The following is a 21,425-nucleotide window of genomic DNA, read 5'->3' on the forward strand; positions in this document are numbered from 1 at the left end:
CCTAAAGGGGATAATATCAAATTGGAGTTTCATACCATCTTTTTGTTTTATGACGGAAAGTTCAGGGGAATGTAAGAATCGTGTTAATAAATGTAAATATTAAGTTTTATCGATATATGATTATTTTTTTATGTATAATGAGGACAAGGCCTAAAAATACTTAAATATTTAAGTGAATATTTTAAAAAGGGAGATTAAGGATATATGAAAAGCTTACTTCAAAAAACTTTAGCTGTTACAGGATTAACTGCTTCTTTATTAGGTATGGTTTCTTCCGTTTCATTTGCTTCGATTAGTTGGGATAATAATGCAACGTGGACAGGAAGCGGAGCAAAAGCTAAGGCAACTGCCTATACTGCGAAAAAGAACGAACCTCATTTTTACAAGATGACTGTAAGAGCTAGCTTTGATGATGGGACTTCTAAAGAGTTAGCATTGTATGATGCTAAAATTTCAGATCGTATAAATGTTAGCGTTGCATCCAAAGGACCGGTGACCAGAGGTTATTCGGGTCATGAATGGATAATGGTAGGGGATAGTGCGTACACTTCTAAGGAAATGGTAATTAAATAAAAATCAACAAAAACCGTGAAAAAGGATAAATACCATTTTCACGGTTTTTAAAATGAGGAGGATATATGAATCTAGTATTAAAAGAAATAGTGGTGAACAAAACAATATTCATTATGTTATTTATTGGATTTGTATTGACAATATGGCCAATCCTGATTGCAATATCGACGCGAGATTATTATGATGAGAAATTTTATGATAGTAAGAATGGTTATTTTAATTATTACTATTCTGTTCGACTTACTAATATGGGGGAAATCAATTTCGAACAATTTCAGACGTTAGTAGAATCTGATTTTAAAAACGCTAGTGTGATTACAAATGATATTCGTATTACTATTCCGGATATCGGCCACGTAATAATGAATGGTCTCCTTAATAAAAATTGGACTCCACCTTTGTTAAAAGGTTCCCAGATGGGACAAGATGAAAAAAATAGTGTAATAGTGGGGAAGAAAATTTATAAGGATATGGAAACAATAAAATTATTTAATAAGGAATATACAGTTAAAGGCATAGCTGGAGAAAATACTGGATATGAGTATAATATTAAAATTTACGTCTCTCTAAATGACATGCCAAATGAAGTGAAACAGATGATACAAAAAGATAATACATTCCAAATGATTGTTCGTTCTAACGAAAACCCTATCAAGGAAATAGAAACTTTCATACAGCATATGAAACAGAACAATAAAGATATAAATGCCAAAGTAATTAGTGAAAAAGAGAACTATGAGAAGGAAAAAAACTCAAATGAAGCCGTAGAAGAGTTACTCAGTTTTCCATATAGGCTTTTATGTATAGCTTTCATTACCAGTATAATAGTAAGTTATTATTGGATTTATACGAAGAAAAAAAGTTTGTCGTTAAGGAAAGCTTTGGGAGCAAGTAATGTAAATCTTTTTATTTTTATATTTAGTCAATTATTTTTAAGTGCAATCACTGCATCAGCCTGTGCAATATGCATTCAATGGATTTTTAAAACTTTGAGTGGAAATATTTTAGAGTTTACAAGTTATAGCATTAGTTTACAATCTACTCATATTGTAATGTGTGTATTTCTTTCACTTACTATACCTTTTATCCTCTCTGTAATACCATTTGTATATGTGATTAAAAGTGAACCTGCTAAAGCATTAAAGGAGTAAACATGATGAGAATAAAAAGTGCGTTCCTAGCATTAAAAAAGAGATTTCTATTTTCGGTACTTCTTCTAATACAGATTACATTTGGATTAGCAACTATAACGAGTTCAATTAATGTATTTTATAATTTACACCATCTGAATGATAAATCCAGCTCGGTATTAAATGCGGATAAAACATATTTAGTTACTTTTGAAATGACGACAGATAAGTTACAAAGCAATAAATTTAATAAAGAGCAAATTCAAGAAGTTTATAAAACGATTCAACAAAATAAAGATGTGATTTCGTATGGTACATACGAGGCGAGAGTTATTGAAATAGAGTCAAGTAATAGACCATTTCAAAATAGTATGATTACTGATTTGAAACATAAAACGTTTCGCGATGACAGACCTACTATTACAACAATTTTTGTAGATGAAAATTACTATAAAATGTTACAGTTACCTTTAAAATCTGAAGAAGGTTTCTTGCATGAAGATTTTCAAAAAAATAGTGAAGAGAAAACAAAGGTTTTAATGGGTTCATACTTTAAGAAATATTTTCAAGTTGGAGATACAATTAATAATCAATATACAATTACAGGCTTTTTGCCGGAGAATAAATTTATCGTAAATAATAATACGACGAACGCATATTCGAAGTTGGATTACGTAATGATAATACCTATGTCATCTAATAGAGTTGAAAAATATGAAGCAATGTTTTTAAGACTACATCAAAGTACAGTTTTATATTTACGAAAAGATGCAGATGTAAAGAAACTAGAAGAATCAATTCAACTTAAAGGAAACGGCGGTACGTTTTATTTAAAAAATTTGGGTGATGAAATAAATGAAGATGTTACTTTTAACAGCTATTCTGAAATACCTCAACTGATAGTCGGAATCTTATTTATTTTATTCTCAATCGTCGGAATTGTAGTAACGACTATTATTTCTATCTTGATGAGAAAGCGGGAATTTGGTATAAAAATAGCTTTTGGCGAAAGTAAATTTGGAATGTTTATTCAAATTGTTCTAGAGAACATTATTGTAGCAATAGTTGGCTTAGGGATGTCACTAGTTTACTTTTCATGGAGATATGGGGTTCTATTACAAATGTCGAAGGATTTAAAGGAATCAACGGTATTAGACTTTAAATTGAATATGCCTATATTATTTTTAGTATTTCTATTCTTATTATTGATCATCGTTGTCTCAAATGTAATTGTCTTCTTATTTATTAGAAAGCTTGAACCAAAAACATTAATAGGTGGGATGGAATAATGGGGTTAATTGAACTAAAAGATATTAAGAAGGTGTATAGTAATAAGAATTACAATACGTTCGCGTTAAACGGTATAAATTTAACGATAAATAAGGGCGAAATTATAGCGGTAATGGGGCGATCAGGCTCAGGGAAGAGTACATTACTAAATGTTATAGGGTTAATTGATATGCCAAATGAGGGTAAGTATATGTTAAATGGAAAATCATTAACTGAAATTAGAGCAAATAAAGTTCATAAAACAAGAAATGAAATGATCGGATTTATTTTTCAATACTTTGCATTGTTAAAAGAACATACTGTACTGGATAATGTAGCGCTACCACTCACATATAGAAAGCTAAAGCAACGAGAAAGAGAAAATAAGGCGAAGTTCTATTTAGAAAAAGTAGGTTTAAAAGAACATATGCATAAAACACCGGACGAGCTTTCAGGTGGACAACAGCAGCGGGTCGCAATTGCTAGAGCGTTAGTAGGTGAACCAGAAATAATTTTGGCTGATGAACCGACAGGGAATTTAGATAGAAAAACAGGAGAAGAAATTATGGATTTACTATTACAACTGAATGAAGAAGGACGAACGATTATTATTGTAACGCATGATATTGAAGTAGCGAATAAGTGTAATAGAATTATTGAGTTAGTTGATGGGGAGATTGTGTAAAGGTAAAGAATGACCGATAATAATTATATATTATTTTAGAAACCATGATGATTAACTTTTCAAAATGGTTTCTTTTTATTTTATAGAATTAAAATTGTAGTAAAAAGCTACATCCCACCCGTAACTTTTCAGAGCAAAAAATCGTTTAACAAAAGAATGGGTTTCAATCACGAATGGAGGAGAACTATGAAGATTCTAATTCTAGGTGGTACACGATTTTTAGGAAGAGCTGTTGTAGAAGAGGCTTTGAACAGAGGGCATGAAGTTACATTATTTAACCGCGGAACAAACAAAGAAATTTTTCCTGAAGTGGAGCAGTTAATCGGTGACAGAAATGATGATGTTTCAAGTTTAGTAAATCGAAAATGGGATGTTATCGTGGATACATGTGGGTTTTCTCCGCATCACATTAGAAATGTTGGAGAAGTACTTCAAGATAATATTGAACACTATATATTCATCTCTAGCCTTTCCGTATATAAAGATTGGATTCCGCATGACATAAAAGAAGACTATATATTACAACCTGAACCAACGGAAGAGCAAATAAAGGCTGTAGAAAATGGTGAAATATCTCCTTATGAGCATTATGGTGCACTGAAAGTATTATGTGAAAAAGAAGCAGAGAAGTATTGGCCGGGGCGTGTATTACACGTAAGAGCAGGACTGCTTTCAGGAATGTTTGATTATACAGATCGACTTCCATACTGGATTCAGCGTGTAGCAAAAGGAGGTAAAGTGTTAGTTCCAGGAAGAAAAGACCGTCCAGTGCAGATAGTTGATATAAAAGACGTTGCAAACTGGGGACTAAACATGGCAGAAAATAATAAAGCAGGTATATTCAATGTAACAGGTCCGAATGATGAATTGACGATGGAAGAGCTATTAAATACGTGTAAAAAGGTTACGAATAGCGATGCTGAATTTGTTTGGGTAGACGAATCATTTATGAGTGAACATAATGTGCAGCCTTGGACAGAAATGCCTTTGTGGATTCCAGAAACTTTCCCATTAGATGGTGAGACGAAGCCGTGGAGAGGCGGGTTTTCTATTTGTATCGAAAGTGCGGTTAATGAAGGGCTTACTTTTAGAAGAATAGAAGAGACAGTTACAGATGTGTATGAGTGGATGGAGAGTACGGAAGAATGGGAATTAAAAACAGGTATTTCAGGGGAAAGAGAAAAGGTGTTATTGGATAAGTGGTATGAAAGAAAGAGAGTTTAAATAAGAATCTTGTGAAAAAAGGACTCTGTTTATTGAATAAACAGAGTCCTAATATAAATCTACCACTCAATTGGTTCTTCTCCGTACATCTCCCATAGCTTAGGAAACATCTTTTTTAAACCTTCCTCATCGTCTTCATCCCAATCTAACTCGATATCAACTTCCTCAAACTCTTCATTTGTTAAGACATGGTATAGTGTAAAGTATGTATCATCTTCATCCCCAGTCTTCTCCATGTAAACTTCTTGCCCGAAATATAGAGTAAGTTCTTCAATCTCTGGAACGTCATACTCACTTAAATTTTCTAATACAGGAATTAATTGTTCTGGATTTTCAATACAAGCATCGTATGTCTCTTTTCCTTGATATAATAACCATCCACGGAAGTAATCGAAAGTATCATCTGAACAGCCACCCATAATAATATAGGCTGCTGCCCATAAACGGGAGGTATAGGAGTCTTTCAAAAGGCGATGCATATGCGTATCAAAAGCTACAATTTCATGTACTGTACGTTTAGCAAGGTGGGAAGTAAGCCATTCTATTTGTTCTTCTTGGTCCTCACCTTTCGTTTTTGCACGATGAAGTAGTTCCCAAAATTCTTCTTCGGTTATCGTCTTTTCTTTTATGTAATCTTCCCCTTGAATAGGGTCTATATATCCTTTTTTACGTTTGGAAGCAACTAGTTTATTAGCTTCATTCATACATTCTTCTTCTGTTTCAAACTCTTTCGCTTTCACACTGCCAGCTGTGCCAATTTTTCCGTAAAACACAACATAGTCTTTTTCTTTCACAACGATTTTCCAAAACTTATTTGATTTCTCAGTTTGCTGGATTAATAACGTTTCCATCCGTACCCCCATAATGTTTTCTAGTGTGCAATATGATTGTAACATATGTATATACACTTGTAATGATGAAAAATAATAGTTTAGAAAATTCAAAAACCATTGAATGGAGTGGATAAATTTAGTAACCTTATTTGTACAGTAATTACATAATTGTTTTGTAATAATTCGATATTTATATAAGGGGGCGTTACGGATGGATCTTACGTTTAAAGTTGAGGAAACATGTTTTAATTACCGCGTTGGAGCAATTTGTAAACAGGATAATAAAATACTTATTCTGCAAGGTGACGGTGAAGATTTTTGGTACGTACCGGGCGGAAGAGTGAAAATGTTAGAAAACAGTGAGGATGCGTTACAACGGGAACTTGCAGAAGAACTAGCTGCTCCTATTAAAGGGAAGAGATTAATATGGTCAGTAGAAAATTTCTTTACACTTTCTGAGCAAAAGTTTCATGAGATTAGTTTTTATTATGAAGTAGAGCTACATGAATTACCTGCAAATGGAGCGGATCAATATATTTTGGAAGAAGAGGATAGAACATATTTGTTTAAGTGGGTGCCGGTAGAAGAGTTACATGCATATAATTTACAGCCTGCATTTATAAAAGAGAAAGTAAAGAATATAGCAGTTCATACAGAACATATCATTTTACAAGATTAAATGTATTCGGGGGAGAAAAGGATGAAGGGGATTAAAAAAGAGATACATATAAATGACAAAGTAATTTATTACACACATATCGAAAAAGGTTCTAGTACGGTTTGCTTTATGTTTTCAGGTTCAGGATACAATTATGATAAGCCGTTATTTTATTACGCAACGATGTTAATGCTTGAACATAAAATAGATGTTGTACATATTCATTATTCTTATGATGGACAATTAATGAATAAACCAATGGAAGAAGTAACGAAAGTAATGATGGATGATATTAATCCGGTAATAAATGAAGTATTAAAAGATGAGCAATACAACGAGACTATGTTTTTAGGGAAGTCACTCGGAACAATTCCAATTGCGAATGATTTAATGAAGAGAGAAGAGTTTTTACAGTCGAAAATGATATTACTGACACCGTTACTGACGTTTGATACGATTTTTGATTCTATCTTGCATAGTAATCACGAAGGGTTTTTAGTTATGGGGGATAAAGATCATCAATACAATGCAGATCAAGTTGATCAGTTACATAAAACGAATTTACAGATTGAAGTTGTCAAAAATGCAAATCATTCTGTAAATGTTGGGGGATATGAAACGGAAAATTCAATTGAGGCTATAGCGAAAATAATAGGAAAACTTAAAGAAGTTGTTAGGACAAACTAACCTATTAATACATGCAAAAGAGGTGCGAATTGCACCTCTTTTACTTTAATAAGCCTTCAAAACATGAAGTAAATAATCCTTACGATTCAGCGGATTATAATCAACACGTTTTCGAGTAGGGAAGGGAGCCATAAGCTTTGTGAAACCAGCTGGCTTCGTTGTAAATATGCCTTCTCCTTCTGTAAATGAATGAAGCATGCGTTTAAAATTCTCTGTTTTCGCAACAGGTAATGATCCTGTTAATTGGTAAGAATCATTATATAATATAGGCTCTGCAAAAGTTGCTGGAACGGCAGCGAGCTTATACATTGCGGTACTAATTGCCTGCTCCGGTACAGTTAATTCAAACTCATTTACTGGTTCATATACATATGTTTCAGCTTGCTTTAAAGCATCCATTAATACGATCGGTGTCAAATTTCTAAAGTCACTCGCTGTTGTAACAGGACTAGCATAACCAGTATGTGTTAACGTGACCATAACATCTGTAACTTCCCAACCATATAAACCTTGTTTTAACGTTTGAAATACTGTATCTTTAATTGCTTTATGAAATGCTAAAGGCAATGAACCAAGCTCAACACCTAATTTATACGTTATGCCAGAGTTAAGTTCACCACGTTCAATTTTAAAACCAATTGTTGCGTAAAATGGATTCGCTTTTTCACCCATGACTTCAACGGAATTCCCAATGCCAATTGGCTTTTCAATACATACAACTCGCGTATTTGAGAAAGTAACCTGTAAGTTATATTTCTCATAAAGTGTTGTTTCGATAACCTCTTTTTGTACTTCACCGAAAAGGCGAATATAAAGTTCATTATGAACATCATCTTTCCACACTTTAATAAGTGGATCTTCTTCACAGAGTTCCATAAGTGCAGCGTATAAATCATGAATTCGCTCTTTAGGTACCGCATCAATCGCTGCTTCCATTTGTGGTTCGGCAAAGTGAATATCTTTTATATAATCCGTACGTTCACCGATAATATCACCAATTTTTATATCATTCAGTCCCCACACTTTGCAAAATTCTCCGCTAGGAACGATAGTAGATTGAACAGCATTTCCGCTATGAAACATACACATTTTTTTAATCTTTTCTTTATGTGGTAGAGACTCATCGCGCTGTATATCAACATATTTTCTAACATGTAAGCTACCTGAAAAAACTCTTATATACGCAACCTTTTCTCCAGAAGGTTCACGTTCAATTTTAAAAACAACACCGGATAATGGTTCCTCTTGTGCCGATGTAAGAGCTGGCATTAGGGCCGGAAGTTTTTCAAGTATTTCAGTTACTCCTATACCTGTCATTGCTGAACCGAAAAAGATTGGATACACATTTGCTTGCTGTATTTGCTGTTCTAGTTTTTCTCTTAATAGTGCGTCCGGTATTATTTCGTTATTTACATATGATTCAAGTAATGATTCATTAAATGATGCTAACAGTTCCATACAACCGTCATATGATTTGTATTCAATGATCCGGGCTTCTTTCGTTCCTTCGTTTAGAACAGAATAGAAGGGGAATGCTTCATTTGAAAGAACCTCTTTTATTTGTTTCATAACTTTTTCAGTGTTTGCTCCACTACGATCAATTTTATTAACGAATAAAATAGTCGGTATGTTTAGTTTCTGTAATGTTCGCATTAAAATTTTTGTTTGTGCTTGCACACCTTCAACGGCAGAGATAACTAAAATCGCACCGTCTAGAACGCGGAATGATCGCTCCACTTCAGCGATAAAATCAGCGTGTCCAGGTGTATCAATGACATTTACTTTTACATCATCAATAAAGAAAGAAACGACAGATGCTTTAATCGTAATTCCGCGTTGTCTTTCTAATTCCATTGAGTCAGTTTGTGTATTACCACTATCAACTCGGCCAATTTCTTTAATCACATTCGTTTCATAAAGAATACGCTCGGTCAAACTCGTCTTGCCAGCGTCTACGTGCGCGACAATCCCTATATTTATTGTTGTCATTTGTGAATATCCTCATTTCATTTTCCATTTTCATTTCCTCATTTCTATTTGTGTATTGCCGCATTATCAATCACTCTCCAGTCATTTAAATTATTACTATTATAGTGCAATTAACATTATTTGTAACGCTACAAAGCGCCTTAATTTGGAAAAAATAAAATGAAAACAAAATGCTTGCATTCTAAATCGATATAGATTATATTAATTGACATATCAACTATTGATACATCAAATGTTTTTATTTTGATTGTAAAGGAGGGTTAATTTGACAAGTTCATGCTCAAAAGAAGCGATTATTTTATATAAATTACACTTTCTAAATAAAGAAGTAAGTTCGAAATTTGAAGGGTGTACGGGTATGAGCCAGTCTCGATTAGAGCTTATACTTCAATTATTTGAAGTAGGTGAAATTAGTCAAAAAGCACTTCAGCAAGAAGTGAATATTGATAATGCTGCGATAACGAGGCATTTAAAGCAGCTTGAGGCCAATGAAATGATTGTAAGACGTAAAAATCCAGATGATAACAGAATTACGTTAGTTTCTCTTACTGAAGAGGGACGAAATAAAATTCAAGCGTTTCAAGAGGAAAAAGAACGTTTTGCAGCATCTGCATTTAAAGGATTAAGTGAAGAAGAACGCGACAATCTTTTAAATATGTTAAACCACATTCAAGAAAATATAAAAGAATTATAAAAAAGGGAGAATACAACTATGACTAACTCAGTAAAAACAAATGATTTTAACGAAATTTTAACAGGACGTCGTTCAATTCGTAAGTACGATCCTTCAGTGAAAATTAGCAAAGAAGAAATGACAGAAATTCTTACAGAAGCAACACTTGCACCATCTTCAGTAAACATGCAACCATGGAGATTCCTTGTGATTGAAAGTGACGAAGCAAAAGCAACACTTGCGCCACTTGCGAAATTTAATCAATCTCAAGTAGAGACGTCTTCAGCAATGATCGCTGTATTTGGGGACTTAAACAACTTTGATAACGCAGAAGAAATTTACGGTACAGCAGTAGAGCGCGGACTTATGCCAGCTGAAGTAAAAGAAGATCAAATGAAAAAACTTTCAGCTTATTTCTCAATGGTTACACCAGAAGTCATGAAAGACACAGTACTAATTGACGGTGGTCTTGTAGCAATGCAATTTATGTTAGCAGCTCGTGCTCACGGCTATGACACTTGTCCAATTGGTGGTTTTGAGAAAGATCAAATCGCAGAAGCTTTCGGACTAGATAAAGACCGTCACGTACCAGTTATGTTAATTTCAATCGGAAAAGCTGCAGACAGTGGTTACCAATCAGTACGTCTTCCAATTGAAAAAGTTGCTGAGTGGAAGTAATTTTATAAAAGAACTTCAATAAGTGAAAGATGAGAGGGGAAGCACCATGATTATTATTCACGCAATATTTCAAGTAGACCCAGCGAAACAACAAGCATTTTTAGAAGAAATTCAGCCACTCATTCATGGTTCAAGAAAAGAAAGTGGAAATGTATCTTATGACTTATATAAAGATACAGAAAAAGAAAGTGTTTATACGATGGTAGAAGTATGGAAAGATGAAGCAGCAGTTGCGAGCCATAATACGAGTGAACACTTCACATCTTTCGTTAGTAAAGCAGCACAATTTTTAACTGCTCCTCTTGATATAAAAGCTTATAATGGAGAGTTAGTAAAATAATAAGGTAGAAAAAGATGACTTTAGCATATGGCTGAAGTCATCTTTTTTGTATAAGTAGAATCCATTTTGGACTCAGTTATGTTGATTGATAAGTGTTGCTCGTATCCTCAGTAACTGTGGTGAATTGTATGTTAAATTCGAACATTTGGTTTATTGGGATATTTTTCCGTGTTATAATTTTCTTGTAAATAAAAGGTAGAGGGGAGTAAGTAATGGGAGAATTTCAAAGTAATTTGCATACGGCAACGCAACTTGCAACGAAAATGAGAAATGCTTCAGATAGAATGCAAAGTGCTACTAGTCGCTCTATAAATAAGGCAACGCGTACTACACTATCTGTGAACTTCAAGGCACAAGAAGCAAATCAACAAAATTTACAGATCACGAAACAATTTTGTACTGCTTTTCAACAAACAATTGATAATATCCATTCCGTAGCAAATGAATTTGAGAAAATGGATACAGGACTTCAAAAGACTTTTCAATAATGTAACAACCTACGTAAAGGGGAAAAGGTAGGGAGAAAAGATGAGTCAAGAAATTGAAACGAGAATCAGTCAATGTAATCAAAAATTACGAATTATATTTGAAGAACAAAATGAAAACCGAATCGCGCTGCAAAATCAAGAACGAGCTGAGGCTAGTTTTCATGAATGGAAAAATAGAAATAATCGTTTATTTAACCGAATACTAGAAACTTGGTATGGCGACAAAGAAGTGTTTCACCTTTTTACGAATATGCGGCAAGAGATCGGGCAGTACGAAAGAAAACTTACATTCGAATTAGAAAACGAAAAAGAGACGTTGCTTAAAGAAAAACGGCATCTCAGCGAGAAAGAAAATGACCTTTCCTCTGAACAGCAGCAACTACAAAGGGAGGCCAATACATGAGTTTAAACATGTATTTGGGAGAAGTACAAAGTCAAACTCAAAGTATGAACGCTATATGTAATGCTACGATTCAAAGTATGGAACAAGCCATTCAATCTATTGATGCATTTGCGGTAGATACAGTATTACAAGGACAAACATACAGTAGTGCAAAAGCCTACCTTGTCCAAACATTTCGGCCATTAGCGCAAGGAATCATATGCTTATGTGAAGAATTAATTCGCCAAAACGAAGCATTTCCAAACGAGTTCCAAGCGAAAGTTGCTTCGACAGATGTGATTGAACAAGAAATAAGAGAACAAATACGGGGAATTAATCAATCGATTACAAGTATAGAAGCAATAGAAGTACTTACACCAATGCCCGGAGTAAGTGCGATTGTAACGGTATTAGGTGCAATGAGAAAAAAACTGGAAGAAAAACTAGAGCATTTATATGAATTCAATCATTCATCCAGCAACAACTACAGCACCGCTCTCCAATTAGCAGCTAGCATCACAACCGGACTCGCTGAAGTGCAAAGCGGGAAAGGATTTAGTCCTGTGAGTGGGACGTTTAGTACACAAGGGTTGAATATGGATTGGGTGAGTTCGATTCAGGGGATTATAGAAGAAACAGCCCGAAAAAATGATCAGTCAATTAAAGATATAGAAACAAATAACATAATTGAGGAGAAATCTCCGGTTAGAAATGCTTGGGACGATGTGGCAGACGGTATAGTTGGCACGTTTGAAACAGCGAAAAAGATGTGGGAAGCTATTCAAAGAGGCTCGGGGAAAGCTATTGGTGATGAAATCGAGTCCGCAATAGCTTTAAGTAATATGGACATAGGAACTTTTATTAATGTAACCTATGCACTTTTCCATTTGGATGAAACTGCAAAAAATATGTGGCATGCATTTTCAAATAAAATAAAACGAGATATGATAGAGGGAGATGCAGAGAGTCGTACAGAATTGACTACCTATGGATTAACACAAATAGCTACCACAATATTAGGCGATAGGGCACTAAATAAAGTAGGCTATATCACAAAAGGAGCAAAAGCATCAAGTGGAGTAAGTACATTTGCAAATGCAGTAAAACTAGCAAAAGAATTGAAGCCTACCCTTGAAATGTTACAATCATTTAAGAGAAATGCTTCCTATGCATTCTCTAGTGTTGGTGGAACTATTGTAACCAAAATACCTCAAGGCGAATTAATAGAAGCTTATTATAAGTTTGCGAAGTCTAAAGATGGTGGTAAGGGTACGGGTAAAACTGGTGAAATAGCTAAGGAATCTGGAAAAGTAGCCCAAACATTAGAAGTAGCTAGAGCACAACAGCGTAAGGTAATAGGATCAGTAGAAAGTGGCGAAGTAGCTTTAAAAACAACGAAGCGTAAAGGGAATTATGGTGAAATGAAGATGGATGACTTTTTTGAAAGTCAAACATATACCAGAATTAGTGATGATCGTGTAATAACATTAGATCAAAAAATTGTTAAGGGAATAGATGCTGTATATGAAAACTCATCTCCGCCACCTAAGTATGTAATAGCGGAGGCTAAGTATAACACATCCAAATTGGGAAAAACAAATGATGGTAAGCAAATGAGTGAAGATTGGATTCTTGGAAGTGAAAGGTTAGATAGTACTTTGTCAAAAGAAAAAGCAGATGAAATTGTGGAAGAGATGTTGCTGAATCCAGAAAATGTTCAAAGAATTGTTATTCAAGTTATGCCTGATGGAACGATTGTGAAGAAAATTCTTGAAGTATAAAAGGTGGAAAAGAAATTATGCTAAGGGATAAAATCAAAAATGATATATATTTTAACAAATTTGTCAATTATGAGGAAAAGAGAATAGAAAAGTTTTTATTATTGGTTGAAAAGGTTATTGAGGAAAGAGGCAAAGATGATAAAGGTGTAAAGAATGGATATATAGCGTTACAAGGGTATCATTTTAATAAATTAAGGGCAATGTACTCTGCGGGTTGTTCTATTCAAACTATTCGTGATTTTTTACCTGAAGTAATAAATATAATGGAAAAAGTGTGGAATAAAGAAAGTGGATATATACGTATGTTATGGATGATATCTATAGCAGTAATGCTAAATGTTGAAGATAAAGAATTTAATAGACTAATAGCAATGGTAAGGAAAGAAGGATTAAATGATTATTTGATTAATTATTTTATTGCTTTTAGAAATAGTGAGCCATCAGATTTTTATGAGCAAAGTGAGTTTTATGTAAAATATCCATATGTAAAATTAAAAGAAGTAATTGAGAGTAATAAAATTTCACAAGAGAATTCTATAAAAAATTTAGAGAAATATATAAAGGAGTATTGGTATAAGGGACATTTAGAAGAAGCATGGTACGATGCACATGAAAATAAACATGACATTTATAGTGGTTACTGGAGTTTTGAAAGTGGAGCAATCGCTAAAATTTTAAAATTAGATGATTCAACCTTGAAAGATAGTTCATATTACCCTTATGATATGGTGCATTGCCAAGAAAAATAAATGTTGGAATCCACAGTGATAAATTTTTACACTGTGGATTTTTTAGTTTGTGTTAAAGTACCTATTAAGGGTACGGCTAACGGTAAACCTAGCAGTAACAAAAATACAACTGTAGATAATTTTGATGCAAAAACAGCTACAAATAAGCAAAAAGGTAATTATGGTGAAATAAAATCTAGTGACAATTTATTGAATAATCAAAGTTTAAAAGAAGCTGGATTTGATTTAAAGCCAGTCGGAAAAAGTGCACCATCAGGCATAAATGATAAAATAGTAAAAGGGATTGATGGATTATACGAAAATGCAAATGCAGAATCAAAGATCAAATACGTTATAGATGAGGCTAAGTTTGGCAGTTCACAATTGGGGGAAACTAAAGATGGACGACAAATGTCAAATGATTGGTTGAAAGGTTCTGAAACTGGAAAAAGTAGAATATTAAAAGCTGTTGAGGGAGATGAAGTATTAGCTGAACAGATTACGAAAGCCTTGAAAAGAGGTAAAGTTGAAAGAGTATTATCAAAAGTTGATAGTAGTGGAAAGGTTAAAACATTTAAGATAGATGCAAAGGGTAACATCGTTGGAGAGTGGCCATAATCTAGAAGCGAGGAGGAATTAAAAAGAATGAGGGATCATTTATGTATAGAAGAAAAATGTAAAAGGGGAATAGAATATCATAAAGAGTTTATCGAAGAAAATAGAGAAGAGATTAAAAGTTTAGAAGAAGATGAAAAAAATGGTATTCAAAGATATCCTAAAGATAACAAAAGTATTATATTAGAAAATTATTTGTCGAATTTTATACATGAGATGAACGACATTAGGGCAATGTATTCTTTAGGAGAAGACATTAGTAAAATGGAAGTATATTTTTATAATGCGATAGATGATTTAGAGCATACAGGGACTAGCAAAGTGGGTTATATATATATGCTTTGGATAATTTCTTTAGGAATTTTGTTAGAGACGGATAAAAAGAATATAGAAAGATTAAAAAAGATAGTTGATAAAAAAAATGTGATCGACGCAGTAATTGATTTCCTCTTATGCGCTAGTGATATCGGATACACAAAAGTGACGAATAGATATTATAAAGAAAAGCCATATGCAAAAACGAGAGAGATTATAGAACTTGCACAAACAGATAAAAAAGAAGCGTCTAAAAGATTACAAACGTATATGGAGAAAGAATGGTTTAGAGGCCATTATGATTATGAATGGAAAAATGCCCACAAAGAACCTGGATATGTAGGGTATTGGAGCTTTGAGACAGCTGCAATAGTAAAGATACTCGGACTTGATGATACAAGTTTAAAAGATAATAATCATTATCCATATGATTTGGCACATTATAAAAATGAAATGAAATTCAAGCATATAGACCTAAGTGAATATCACTATGAAGATGAGACAGAAGAAATCGAGGATATAGTAGAAGGAATTGAACATAATCCTGCATTGGAAAATATTATTCCGCCAAAATGGCATTCATTAGTCAATGAATTAATACATGATTATGAGAATATGGATGACAGTAGTTTTTATGAGAAATACAAAAAAACAATAGGAATAGGTCAAGTGTGGTTCTTAACACAAGAGTATGAAGAAGAAAATGAGCAAAAAAATCTATTAGGAAGTTTAATTGTGTTTGCCCTGACGGTAAGAGATTATATATTACAATTGGACTATAAAGAAGATTTAGAGGACTACATTGATAATCTTAAAAATTTCTGGAATGTTTCAGAAACAAAGTTAATTCAATTTATGTTAGAGAATGATCAAAATTATTATGCATGGGTACCAAAAGAAGCAAACATCCCAAATATGTATGAAGTGAAGATTGAGAGTGTCGATGTAGAGGAAGTTCTATAACGAACAAATCGAAATGGTTTTTATTATATGTAATATTAGAATGCATTTTACTAGTTAATTGAAAATAATGCATGCATGGGAGAAAAAAGGATGTATTGTTACTAAAAATTAGAGGGAAAGAAGGCTGTTGGATTGAGTTAAGCACCTCATTGTCAATATACGACAATAGGTGCTTTTTTGCGTGCAATGAAGAAAAAATAAAAGATTCATTTTCACTCTATTTCATCTTCAGATTACATGTTATAATTTGGAAAAAATATATTCTTAATTTTTAGATAATTAAAAGGTGGTAGATACTATATGAGTACATTAAAGAAGATTACTAATAATATTTCGAAGGTTATTATAGGAAAAGATGAATCGATTGAACTGGCAGCTATAGCTCTTATAGCAAGAGGACACATTTTATTAGAGGATGTACCTGGGACGGGAAAAACAACATTAGCGAAAAGTTTGGCTAAAAGTGTGGACGCTAAATTTCAAAGAATACAATTTACAGCGGATACTTTGCCTGGAGATGTTATTGGCCTTGAATATTTTGATGTGAAGGAATCGGATTTTAAAACGAGGTTAGGACCCATTTTTGCAAATATCGTATTAGTGGATGAAATTAATCGAGCTGTACCGAGAACACAATCTTCGTTACTTGAGGTTATGGAAGAGCGTACTGTTACAATTGCGAAACAGACACATTCATTACCAGAACCTTTTTTAGTTATAGCAACGCAAAATCCTCTTGAATCCGCTGGTACATTTCCTTTACCAGATGCTCAATTAGACCGGTTTTTACTTACAATTCGACAAGGTTATCCTACGAGAGAAGCAGAAAAGGAAATGATGAATCGGTTTCAAATGAATGATCCGTTAGAAACGTTACATTCTATTATTTCAAGTGAAGAAATTATTACGATGCAAAAGCGTGCAAGAGAAGTGTTAGTAGGGAATGATGTGCAAGATTATCTCCTTGAAATTATTGAAGCAACTCGTAACCATGAGTTAATTGAAATTGGTGTAAGCCCCCGGGGAACGTTGGCATTTATGAGAGCGATTCAAGCACGGGCAATATTAAATGAAAGAGATTACTGTACGCCAGATGACATTAAGACGCTCGCTGCATCAGTTTGTGCTCATCGTGTAACGTTAACGATTGAGGGAGAGATGAAAACGACGAAAGAACAACTTATGAAAGAAATTCTTCATACGATTAGTGTGCCAGTGGAGAATGTACGATGAATCAACAGCTTGTGTATACACCTTTAGCGGAGCCTTTCGTAATGGGGGTTATGTCAGTTGTAGCCGTTATTTTATGTGTATTTTCAAGTAATCTACTGTTTTTATCTCTCGTATTTTTGTATGTAATTTTAATAGTTGCTATGTATGTATATATACGTAAAGTTTCTCATGTTGAATGGGAATACAGTCAAGGGAATTCGAATGTTTTTATAGGTGAAACGAATATGTGCAAAATTAAAATTTCAAACAAATCGATATTTCCTATTCTTAATATCGTATTTCGATTTAAATGTGAAAATAAGCTAACTTGGAGTCATGATGAAATAAACAAAAATCATAGTACAGGTTCAAATTATTATATGAATTTTAATTTAAAAGGAAAGGAGTCAGTTTCATTTGATTTGCAAGCTGTAGCGTTAAAAAGAGGAATTGCGAAATGGGAAGAAGTTGAAATTGTCATTACTGATCTCTTTGGATTCATAACGAACCATATAACATATAAACAAGTTGATACGCCCTCTTATTTAGTCTTACCAGCTGTTCCGAAAATACAAGTTCCTGAATTACAAGAATGGTCACGAGGATTTCGAAAAGCGATGTCTTCACCTTTATATGATGAAACGAAAGTAATGGGAGTGAAGTCTTATGAAAATGAAGATTTTCGTTCCATCCACTGGAGTGCAACAGCGAAAGCAGGGACGATAATTGCGAAAAAGTATGAGCGAACACAATGTGATAAATACGCGATTTATCTCAACTTGCAAAATAAAAGCGGTGTTTCTTTGCGAAATGATATAGAGGAACTAATTGAATTAACAGCAGGTATATGCAAACAACTTCTTATGCAAAACTGTTCGTTTGAAGTATGGATCAATAGTGTAAAAGATAGCGGTTTGCTACATATAAAAAATGGGGATAATCGGAAACATTTGCAAAATGTATTAAAAGTACTTGCCTCAATATCGGACCAAGATACTCCTGTATCTTCCACTTATTTTTACACAGCAGGCTTTCGTCGAAAAGAATTGGATGCAGTTCCTTTAATTCTTGGTACTTCCCCAAGGAAATACACCAGAACGAATAAATGGGTTGTAATTAAAGAATAAGAAGGGATTTATGTCATGGTTAATAAAGAGAGACATATAGAAGTAAAGTTGTGGAGTGTTAGAGTATTAATACTACTTTTCTTTACGGTTAGTGCGATAACGTTTTCACAAGGTGTAGTGCATGTACAAGACATAGTAAAAGGGCTTTTTTCTAGTAAGACGGAGACAATATCAGAAAGGAATTATGATTTTACTAGTGTAGACTCACAGTTTGATGAACCTGAAAGAATTATAGATGAAGAAACAGGAGTTGTAGATACAAGAACAAAAATAGATAGGAAAATTCCACTTTTTGTACGAAAAAATTCATGGACTGATGTGTTTTCTGTTCTTTCAAATTCATGGATTAGTGTCGTTTTTTATGTAATTATTGCAGTGGTTATTCTATATGTTTTTTATAAATTAATGAGGAAAAAGGTAACGAAATCAGAAATACAACAGGATAAACAATCGATAACAAAAGAAAATACGGATAGAACCGAAAAGAATAAGAAAGTGATGCGTCAATTTGAACAGCCGTTACCTAAAGATATGATAAGGAAAACGTTAGTTGAATGGGAAAGAACTTTACCATTTCACGAACAGAGAAGGTCATATGAAACGATGCAACAATGGTTAAAAAGAATTTGTAGAACATGGGATATTATCCCGTTATATGAGTCTATTCGTTATGGTGAAAAGACGTATACGGATTTAGATGTGGAAGAAATTATGAAGTGGGTAGAGGGAGATGGGAAGGTGGATACTTAAATGTCCACCTTTTCTTTTTTGTAGGGAAATTTGATTAACATGAATCATTTTCATATATGAAACCGTCTTCAAATAAGAAAATGAAATGAACTTTATTTACTTATATTTTATTACGTGGTAACCTATATTTAATTTTTATAAATTATAATTAATTTTTAGTTTTTTAAGGGTGTGAAAATGTAATGAAATCGGTATTAAAAAGCATACTTATTTCCTTTGTTTTTTCAGCAGTAGGTATGTGTTGGTTGCTGTTCTTATTATTCAAAGGGGACGGAGATTGGTTATTGTCTTGGATAGGCGTATTAATGGTATTTTTATCTTTATATACTTTAATAGATTTATATTGTAAAAATACATACGATAAAAAAATAAATAAATGGCTTATAAAAATAGCAGTGACTAGCTTTAGTTTTGCGGTATTAGGAATCTCATTTGGTATCATACACGAGCTATTAACACCATGGAGTCTCAGTTTAATGGTGTGGTATTGGTTGCTAATGTTAGTATTATTTTTAACGACCATAATATCATTAATCAGTTTAGTATTTGTTAATCGTAAAAATCACAATTTCACTGGTGGATATAGAATGCTCATACTTCTAAATGTATTTCTTACGTTGGGACCAGTATTATGGCCGCTATTACTTTCTATTCTCGGAAATGGTATGAATGCTAGTGCAGGCTGGTAAAAGGGAAAATAGATTAGTTGTTTAAAGAATAGAATGAAAAGTTGATATAGAATTTTAAATATTTAAGAGAACATGTTTACATAAGAAATGAAAACATGTTCTCTTTTTATTTGTATACATAACTCTTCCTCAATTTATCTTAACTAAATTTGAACGTAAGTATTTCGTAAGGAATGGATAAGAAAAAAGAGAGATTTATCATATAGGATGGAAGTATAGCTTGAATCAATACGATATTAATAGAGGAGAGAAAGCCTTATGAAAAAATGTAATTCAATTAAGTTAGCAAGTTTTGCAGTTTTATTAGCAGGTACTACTCTATTCACACCTGGTTTTACTGTGAAAGCAGAGTCAACGCAAAATATTTCTAGTGCGCCACAAGTACATGATCAAAAGAATCGGAATACATGGAAACAAGTAATGCAGGAAACAGTACAGCTTGGCACGCCAGGGATATTAGCTAAGGCGTCTAACAACGGAAAAACTAGTAGTTACACTGCTGGCGTGGCGGATTTAAGTACAAAGAAACCGATGAAATCGGATTATCGCTTTCGGATTGGTAGTGTGACGAAGACTTTTACTGCCACGACTGTTCTTCAATTAGTAGGGGAAAATCGCGTACAGCTTGACGATCCAATTGAAAAGTGGCTACCGGGTCTTGTGCAAGGAAATGGGTATGATGGAAATCAAATTACGATACGACAACTTTTGAATCATACGAGTGGTATAGCTGACTACTTAAAGTCAAAAGACGCTGACATAATGAATTCGAAAAAAACGTATACAGCAGAAGAAATAGTGAAAATAGGCCTTTCTCTGCCACCAGATTTTTCGCCGGGTAAAGACTGGTTGTATTCAAACACAGGATACGTAATATTGGGAATGCTTATTGAAAAAAAAACTGGTAATAGTTATGCGGAAGAAATTGAAAAGCGAATTATTGAACCTTTGGACCTGCCAAATACGTTTTTACCAGGAAATTCACCCGTAATCCCAGGGAAGAATCATGCTCGTGGATATATGAAAATTGACGACAAAGGTGAGTTGAAAGATATGACGGATTATAATCCGAGTTTAGCTAATGCAGCTGGAGATATGATTTCTAATACTGACGATTTAAATAAGTTCTTTTCATCTTTACTTGGTGGTAAGTTGCTGAAGGAAAGGGAGCTAAAAGAAATGCTTACTACAGTTCCTGTAGAAGGGAAAGGGGTTGGTGATGGATATGGTCTTGGAATCTATGAGACTAAACTTCCAAACGGTGTTTCAGTTTGGGGGCACGGAGGGGCAATTCCTGGATTTACAACTTTTGCTGGGGGAGTAATTGGAGGTAAACATATATTTGCTGTCAATACGAACTCTTTAGGTGCGATTGATATTTTAACTCAGTTTAATAAAATGATGCAAATTGAATTTAATAAATAGAAAAAAGAAAATGGATGTGATTCTTTTATAGTTGTATATAAAAGAAGTGCTCTTGAAATTTTACAAAGATGGACAGTGTTAACATTTATAATATGCCAGAAAGTGTACGTAGAATATAAATACGATACAACTGTACTTTAAAGTGAAAATCAATCTTATTGCTTAGTATAAAAATAAAAAGGATGCCAGTTGTAATCTGTACCCTTTGTAA

The 21,425-nt window shown here is 33.5% G+C and carries 23 protein-coding genes; 21 read left to right on the forward strand and 2 right to left on the reverse strand.

Annotated features, from left to right (window positions below; translation table 11 throughout):
• Positions 1 to 204 precede the first annotated feature (204 nt).
• The 5 genes from COK05_RS00005 to COK05_RS00025 all read left to right on the forward strand — a co-directional run bounded on the left by COK05_RS00005 (position 205) and on the right by COK05_RS00025 (position 4,881).
• Positions 205 to 573 carry a hypothetical protein gene (locus COK05_RS00005; protein WP_023522327.1) on the forward strand — a complete coding sequence of 123 codons (369 nt, stop codon included), beginning with the start codon at positions 205 to 207 and terminating at the stop codon, positions 571 to 573.
• Positions 574 to 638: 65 nt separating this feature from the next.
• Positions 639 to 1,724 (forward strand): FtsX-like permease family protein, encoded by a 1,086-nt coding sequence (locus COK05_RS00010; RefSeq protein ID WP_098610966.1) that lies wholly within the window; start codon positions 639 to 641, stop codon positions 1,722 to 1,724.
• A 2-nt stretch (positions 1,725 to 1,726) separates the two neighbouring features.
• Complete coding sequence (locus COK05_RS00015) at positions 1,727 to 2,992, forward strand: ABC transporter permease (protein ID WP_042968976.1); 1,266 nt, start codon at positions 1,727 to 1,729, stop codon at positions 2,990 to 2,992.
• Complete coding sequence (locus COK05_RS00020) at positions 2,992 to 3,657, forward strand: ABC transporter ATP-binding protein (RefSeq protein ID WP_098137672.1); 666 nt, start codon at positions 2,992 to 2,994, stop codon at positions 3,655 to 3,657. The genes COK05_RS00015 and COK05_RS00020 overlap by 1 nt, the downstream gene beginning before the upstream one ends.
• A gap of 186 nt (positions 3,658 to 3,843) precedes the next feature.
• The gene (locus COK05_RS00025) at positions 3,844 to 4,881 is read left to right on the forward strand and encodes an SDR family oxidoreductase (protein ID WP_098137670.1); all 1,038 of its coding nucleotides are present in this window, start codon (positions 3,844 to 3,846) and stop codon (positions 4,879 to 4,881) included.
• A gap of 59 nt (positions 4,882 to 4,940) precedes the next feature.
• Here the strand turns inward: COK05_RS00025 and COK05_RS00030 are convergent, their stop codons facing one another.
• Entirely contained in the window at positions 4,941 to 5,732 is a 792-nt protein-coding gene (locus tag COK05_RS00030) for a DUF4240 domain-containing protein (RefSeq protein ID WP_098610967.1), read from the reverse strand.
• A gap of 193 nt (positions 5,733 to 5,925) precedes the next feature.
• Between COK05_RS00030 and COK05_RS00035 the strand changes: the two genes are divergently transcribed.
• Together COK05_RS00035 and COK05_RS00040 are read left to right on the forward strand one after the other, a co-directional pair.
• Positions 5,926 to 6,393, forward strand: coding sequence for an NUDIX hydrolase (locus COK05_RS00035; RefSeq protein ID WP_000366244.1), 468 nt, complete (start codon positions 5,926 to 5,928; stop codon positions 6,391 to 6,393).
• A 21-nt stretch (positions 6,394 to 6,414) separates the two neighbouring features.
• Complete coding sequence (locus COK05_RS00040; RefSeq protein ID WP_098610968.1) at positions 6,415 to 7,059, forward strand: alpha/beta hydrolase; 645 nt, start codon at positions 6,415 to 6,417, stop codon at positions 7,057 to 7,059.
• Between the two features lie 45 nt (positions 7,060 to 7,104).
• Here COK05_RS00040 and COK05_RS00045 read toward each other — a convergent pair whose 3' ends face one another.
• The gene (locus COK05_RS00045; RefSeq protein WP_089171336.1) at positions 7,105 to 9,048 is read right to left on the reverse strand and encodes an elongation factor G; all 1,944 of its coding nucleotides are present in this window, start codon (positions 9,046 to 9,048) and stop codon (positions 7,105 to 7,107) included.
• A gap of 265 nt (positions 9,049 to 9,313) precedes the next feature.
• Here COK05_RS00045 and COK05_RS00055 point away from each other — a divergent pair, with 265 nt between their 5' ends.
• From COK05_RS00055 to COK05_RS00125, 14 genes are all read left to right on the forward strand, one after another.
• Positions 9,314 to 9,742, forward strand: coding sequence for a MarR family winged helix-turn-helix transcriptional regulator (locus COK05_RS00055; protein ID WP_000204162.1), 429 nt, complete (start codon positions 9,314 to 9,316; stop codon positions 9,740 to 9,742).
• Between the two features lie 18 nt (positions 9,743 to 9,760).
• Complete coding sequence (locus COK05_RS00060; protein ID WP_000185375.1) at positions 9,761 to 10,399, forward strand: nitroreductase family protein; 639 nt, start codon at positions 9,761 to 9,763, stop codon at positions 10,397 to 10,399.
• 46 nt (positions 10,400 to 10,445) lie between these two features.
• Positions 10,446 to 10,739, forward strand: coding sequence for a putative quinol monooxygenase (locus COK05_RS00065; RefSeq protein WP_029442675.1), 294 nt, complete (start codon positions 10,446 to 10,448; stop codon positions 10,737 to 10,739).
• Between the two features lie 212 nt (positions 10,740 to 10,951).
• Positions 10,952 to 11,227, forward strand: coding sequence for a TIGR04197 family type VII secretion effector (locus tag COK05_RS00070; protein ID WP_000503639.1), 276 nt, complete (start codon positions 10,952 to 10,954; stop codon positions 11,225 to 11,227).
• 40 nt (positions 11,228 to 11,267) lie between these two features.
• The gene (locus COK05_RS00075) at positions 11,268 to 11,630 is read left to right on the forward strand and encodes a DUF3958 family protein (protein WP_029442674.1); all 363 of its coding nucleotides are present in this window, start codon (positions 11,268 to 11,270) and stop codon (positions 11,628 to 11,630) included.
• Positions 11,627 to 13,390: a T7SS effector LXG polymorphic toxin gene (locus tag COK05_RS00080; RefSeq protein WP_098610970.1), complete on the forward strand. Its 1,764-nt coding sequence runs from the start codon at positions 11,627 to 11,629 to the stop codon at positions 13,388 to 13,390. The genes COK05_RS00075 and COK05_RS00080 overlap by 4 nt, the downstream gene beginning before the upstream one ends.
• Before the next feature lie 17 nt (positions 13,391 to 13,407).
• Positions 13,408 to 14,139: a PoNe immunity protein domain-containing protein gene (locus COK05_RS00085; protein ID WP_098610971.1), complete on the forward strand. Its 732-nt coding sequence runs from the start codon at positions 13,408 to 13,410 to the stop codon at positions 14,137 to 14,139.
• A gap of 3 nt (positions 14,140 to 14,142) precedes the next feature.
• Positions 14,143 to 14,736: a hypothetical protein gene (locus COK05_RS00090; RefSeq protein WP_235182080.1), complete on the forward strand. Its 594-nt coding sequence runs from the start codon at positions 14,143 to 14,145 to the stop codon at positions 14,734 to 14,736.
• A 27-nt stretch (positions 14,737 to 14,763) separates the two neighbouring features.
• A complete protein-coding gene (locus tag COK05_RS00095) occupies positions 14,764 to 16,011 on the forward strand; it encodes a PoNi-like cognate immunity protein (RefSeq protein ID WP_098610972.1) in 1,248 nt (415 codons plus the stop codon).
• Positions 16,012 to 16,311: 300 nt separating this feature from the next.
• Positions 16,312 to 17,244, forward strand: a complete 933-nt coding sequence (locus COK05_RS00105) for an AAA family ATPase (RefSeq protein WP_098610974.1) — start codon at positions 16,312 to 16,314, stop codon at positions 17,242 to 17,244.
• Positions 17,241 to 18,350 carry a DUF58 domain-containing protein gene (locus COK05_RS00110; RefSeq protein ID WP_098610975.1) on the forward strand — a complete coding sequence of 370 codons (1,110 nt, stop codon included), beginning with the start codon at positions 17,241 to 17,243 and terminating at the stop codon, positions 18,348 to 18,350. The genes COK05_RS00105 and COK05_RS00110 overlap by 4 nt, the downstream gene beginning before the upstream one ends.
• Positions 18,351 to 18,365: 15 nt before the next feature.
• The gene (locus COK05_RS30830; RefSeq protein ID WP_141538831.1) at positions 18,366 to 19,100 is read left to right on the forward strand and encodes a signal peptidase II; all 735 of its coding nucleotides are present in this window, start codon (positions 18,366 to 18,368) and stop codon (positions 19,098 to 19,100) included.
• Between the two features lie 182 nt (positions 19,101 to 19,282).
• Positions 19,283 to 19,789: a DUF3902 family protein gene (locus tag COK05_RS00120; protein ID WP_098610976.1), complete on the forward strand. Its 507-nt coding sequence runs from the start codon at positions 19,283 to 19,285 to the stop codon at positions 19,787 to 19,789.
• 258 nt (positions 19,790 to 20,047) lie between these two features.
• Positions 20,048 to 21,214: a serine hydrolase domain-containing protein gene (locus tag COK05_RS00125; RefSeq protein WP_098610977.1), complete on the forward strand. Its 1,167-nt coding sequence runs from the start codon at positions 20,048 to 20,050 to the stop codon at positions 21,212 to 21,214.
• Positions 21,215 to 21,425: the final 211 nt, after the last annotated feature.

It is taken from the genome of Bacillus cereus, assembly GCF_002567495.1.
Taxonomy (GTDB): domain Bacteria; phylum Bacillota; class Bacilli; order Bacillales; family Bacillaceae_G; genus Bacillus_A; species Bacillus_A cereus_AQ.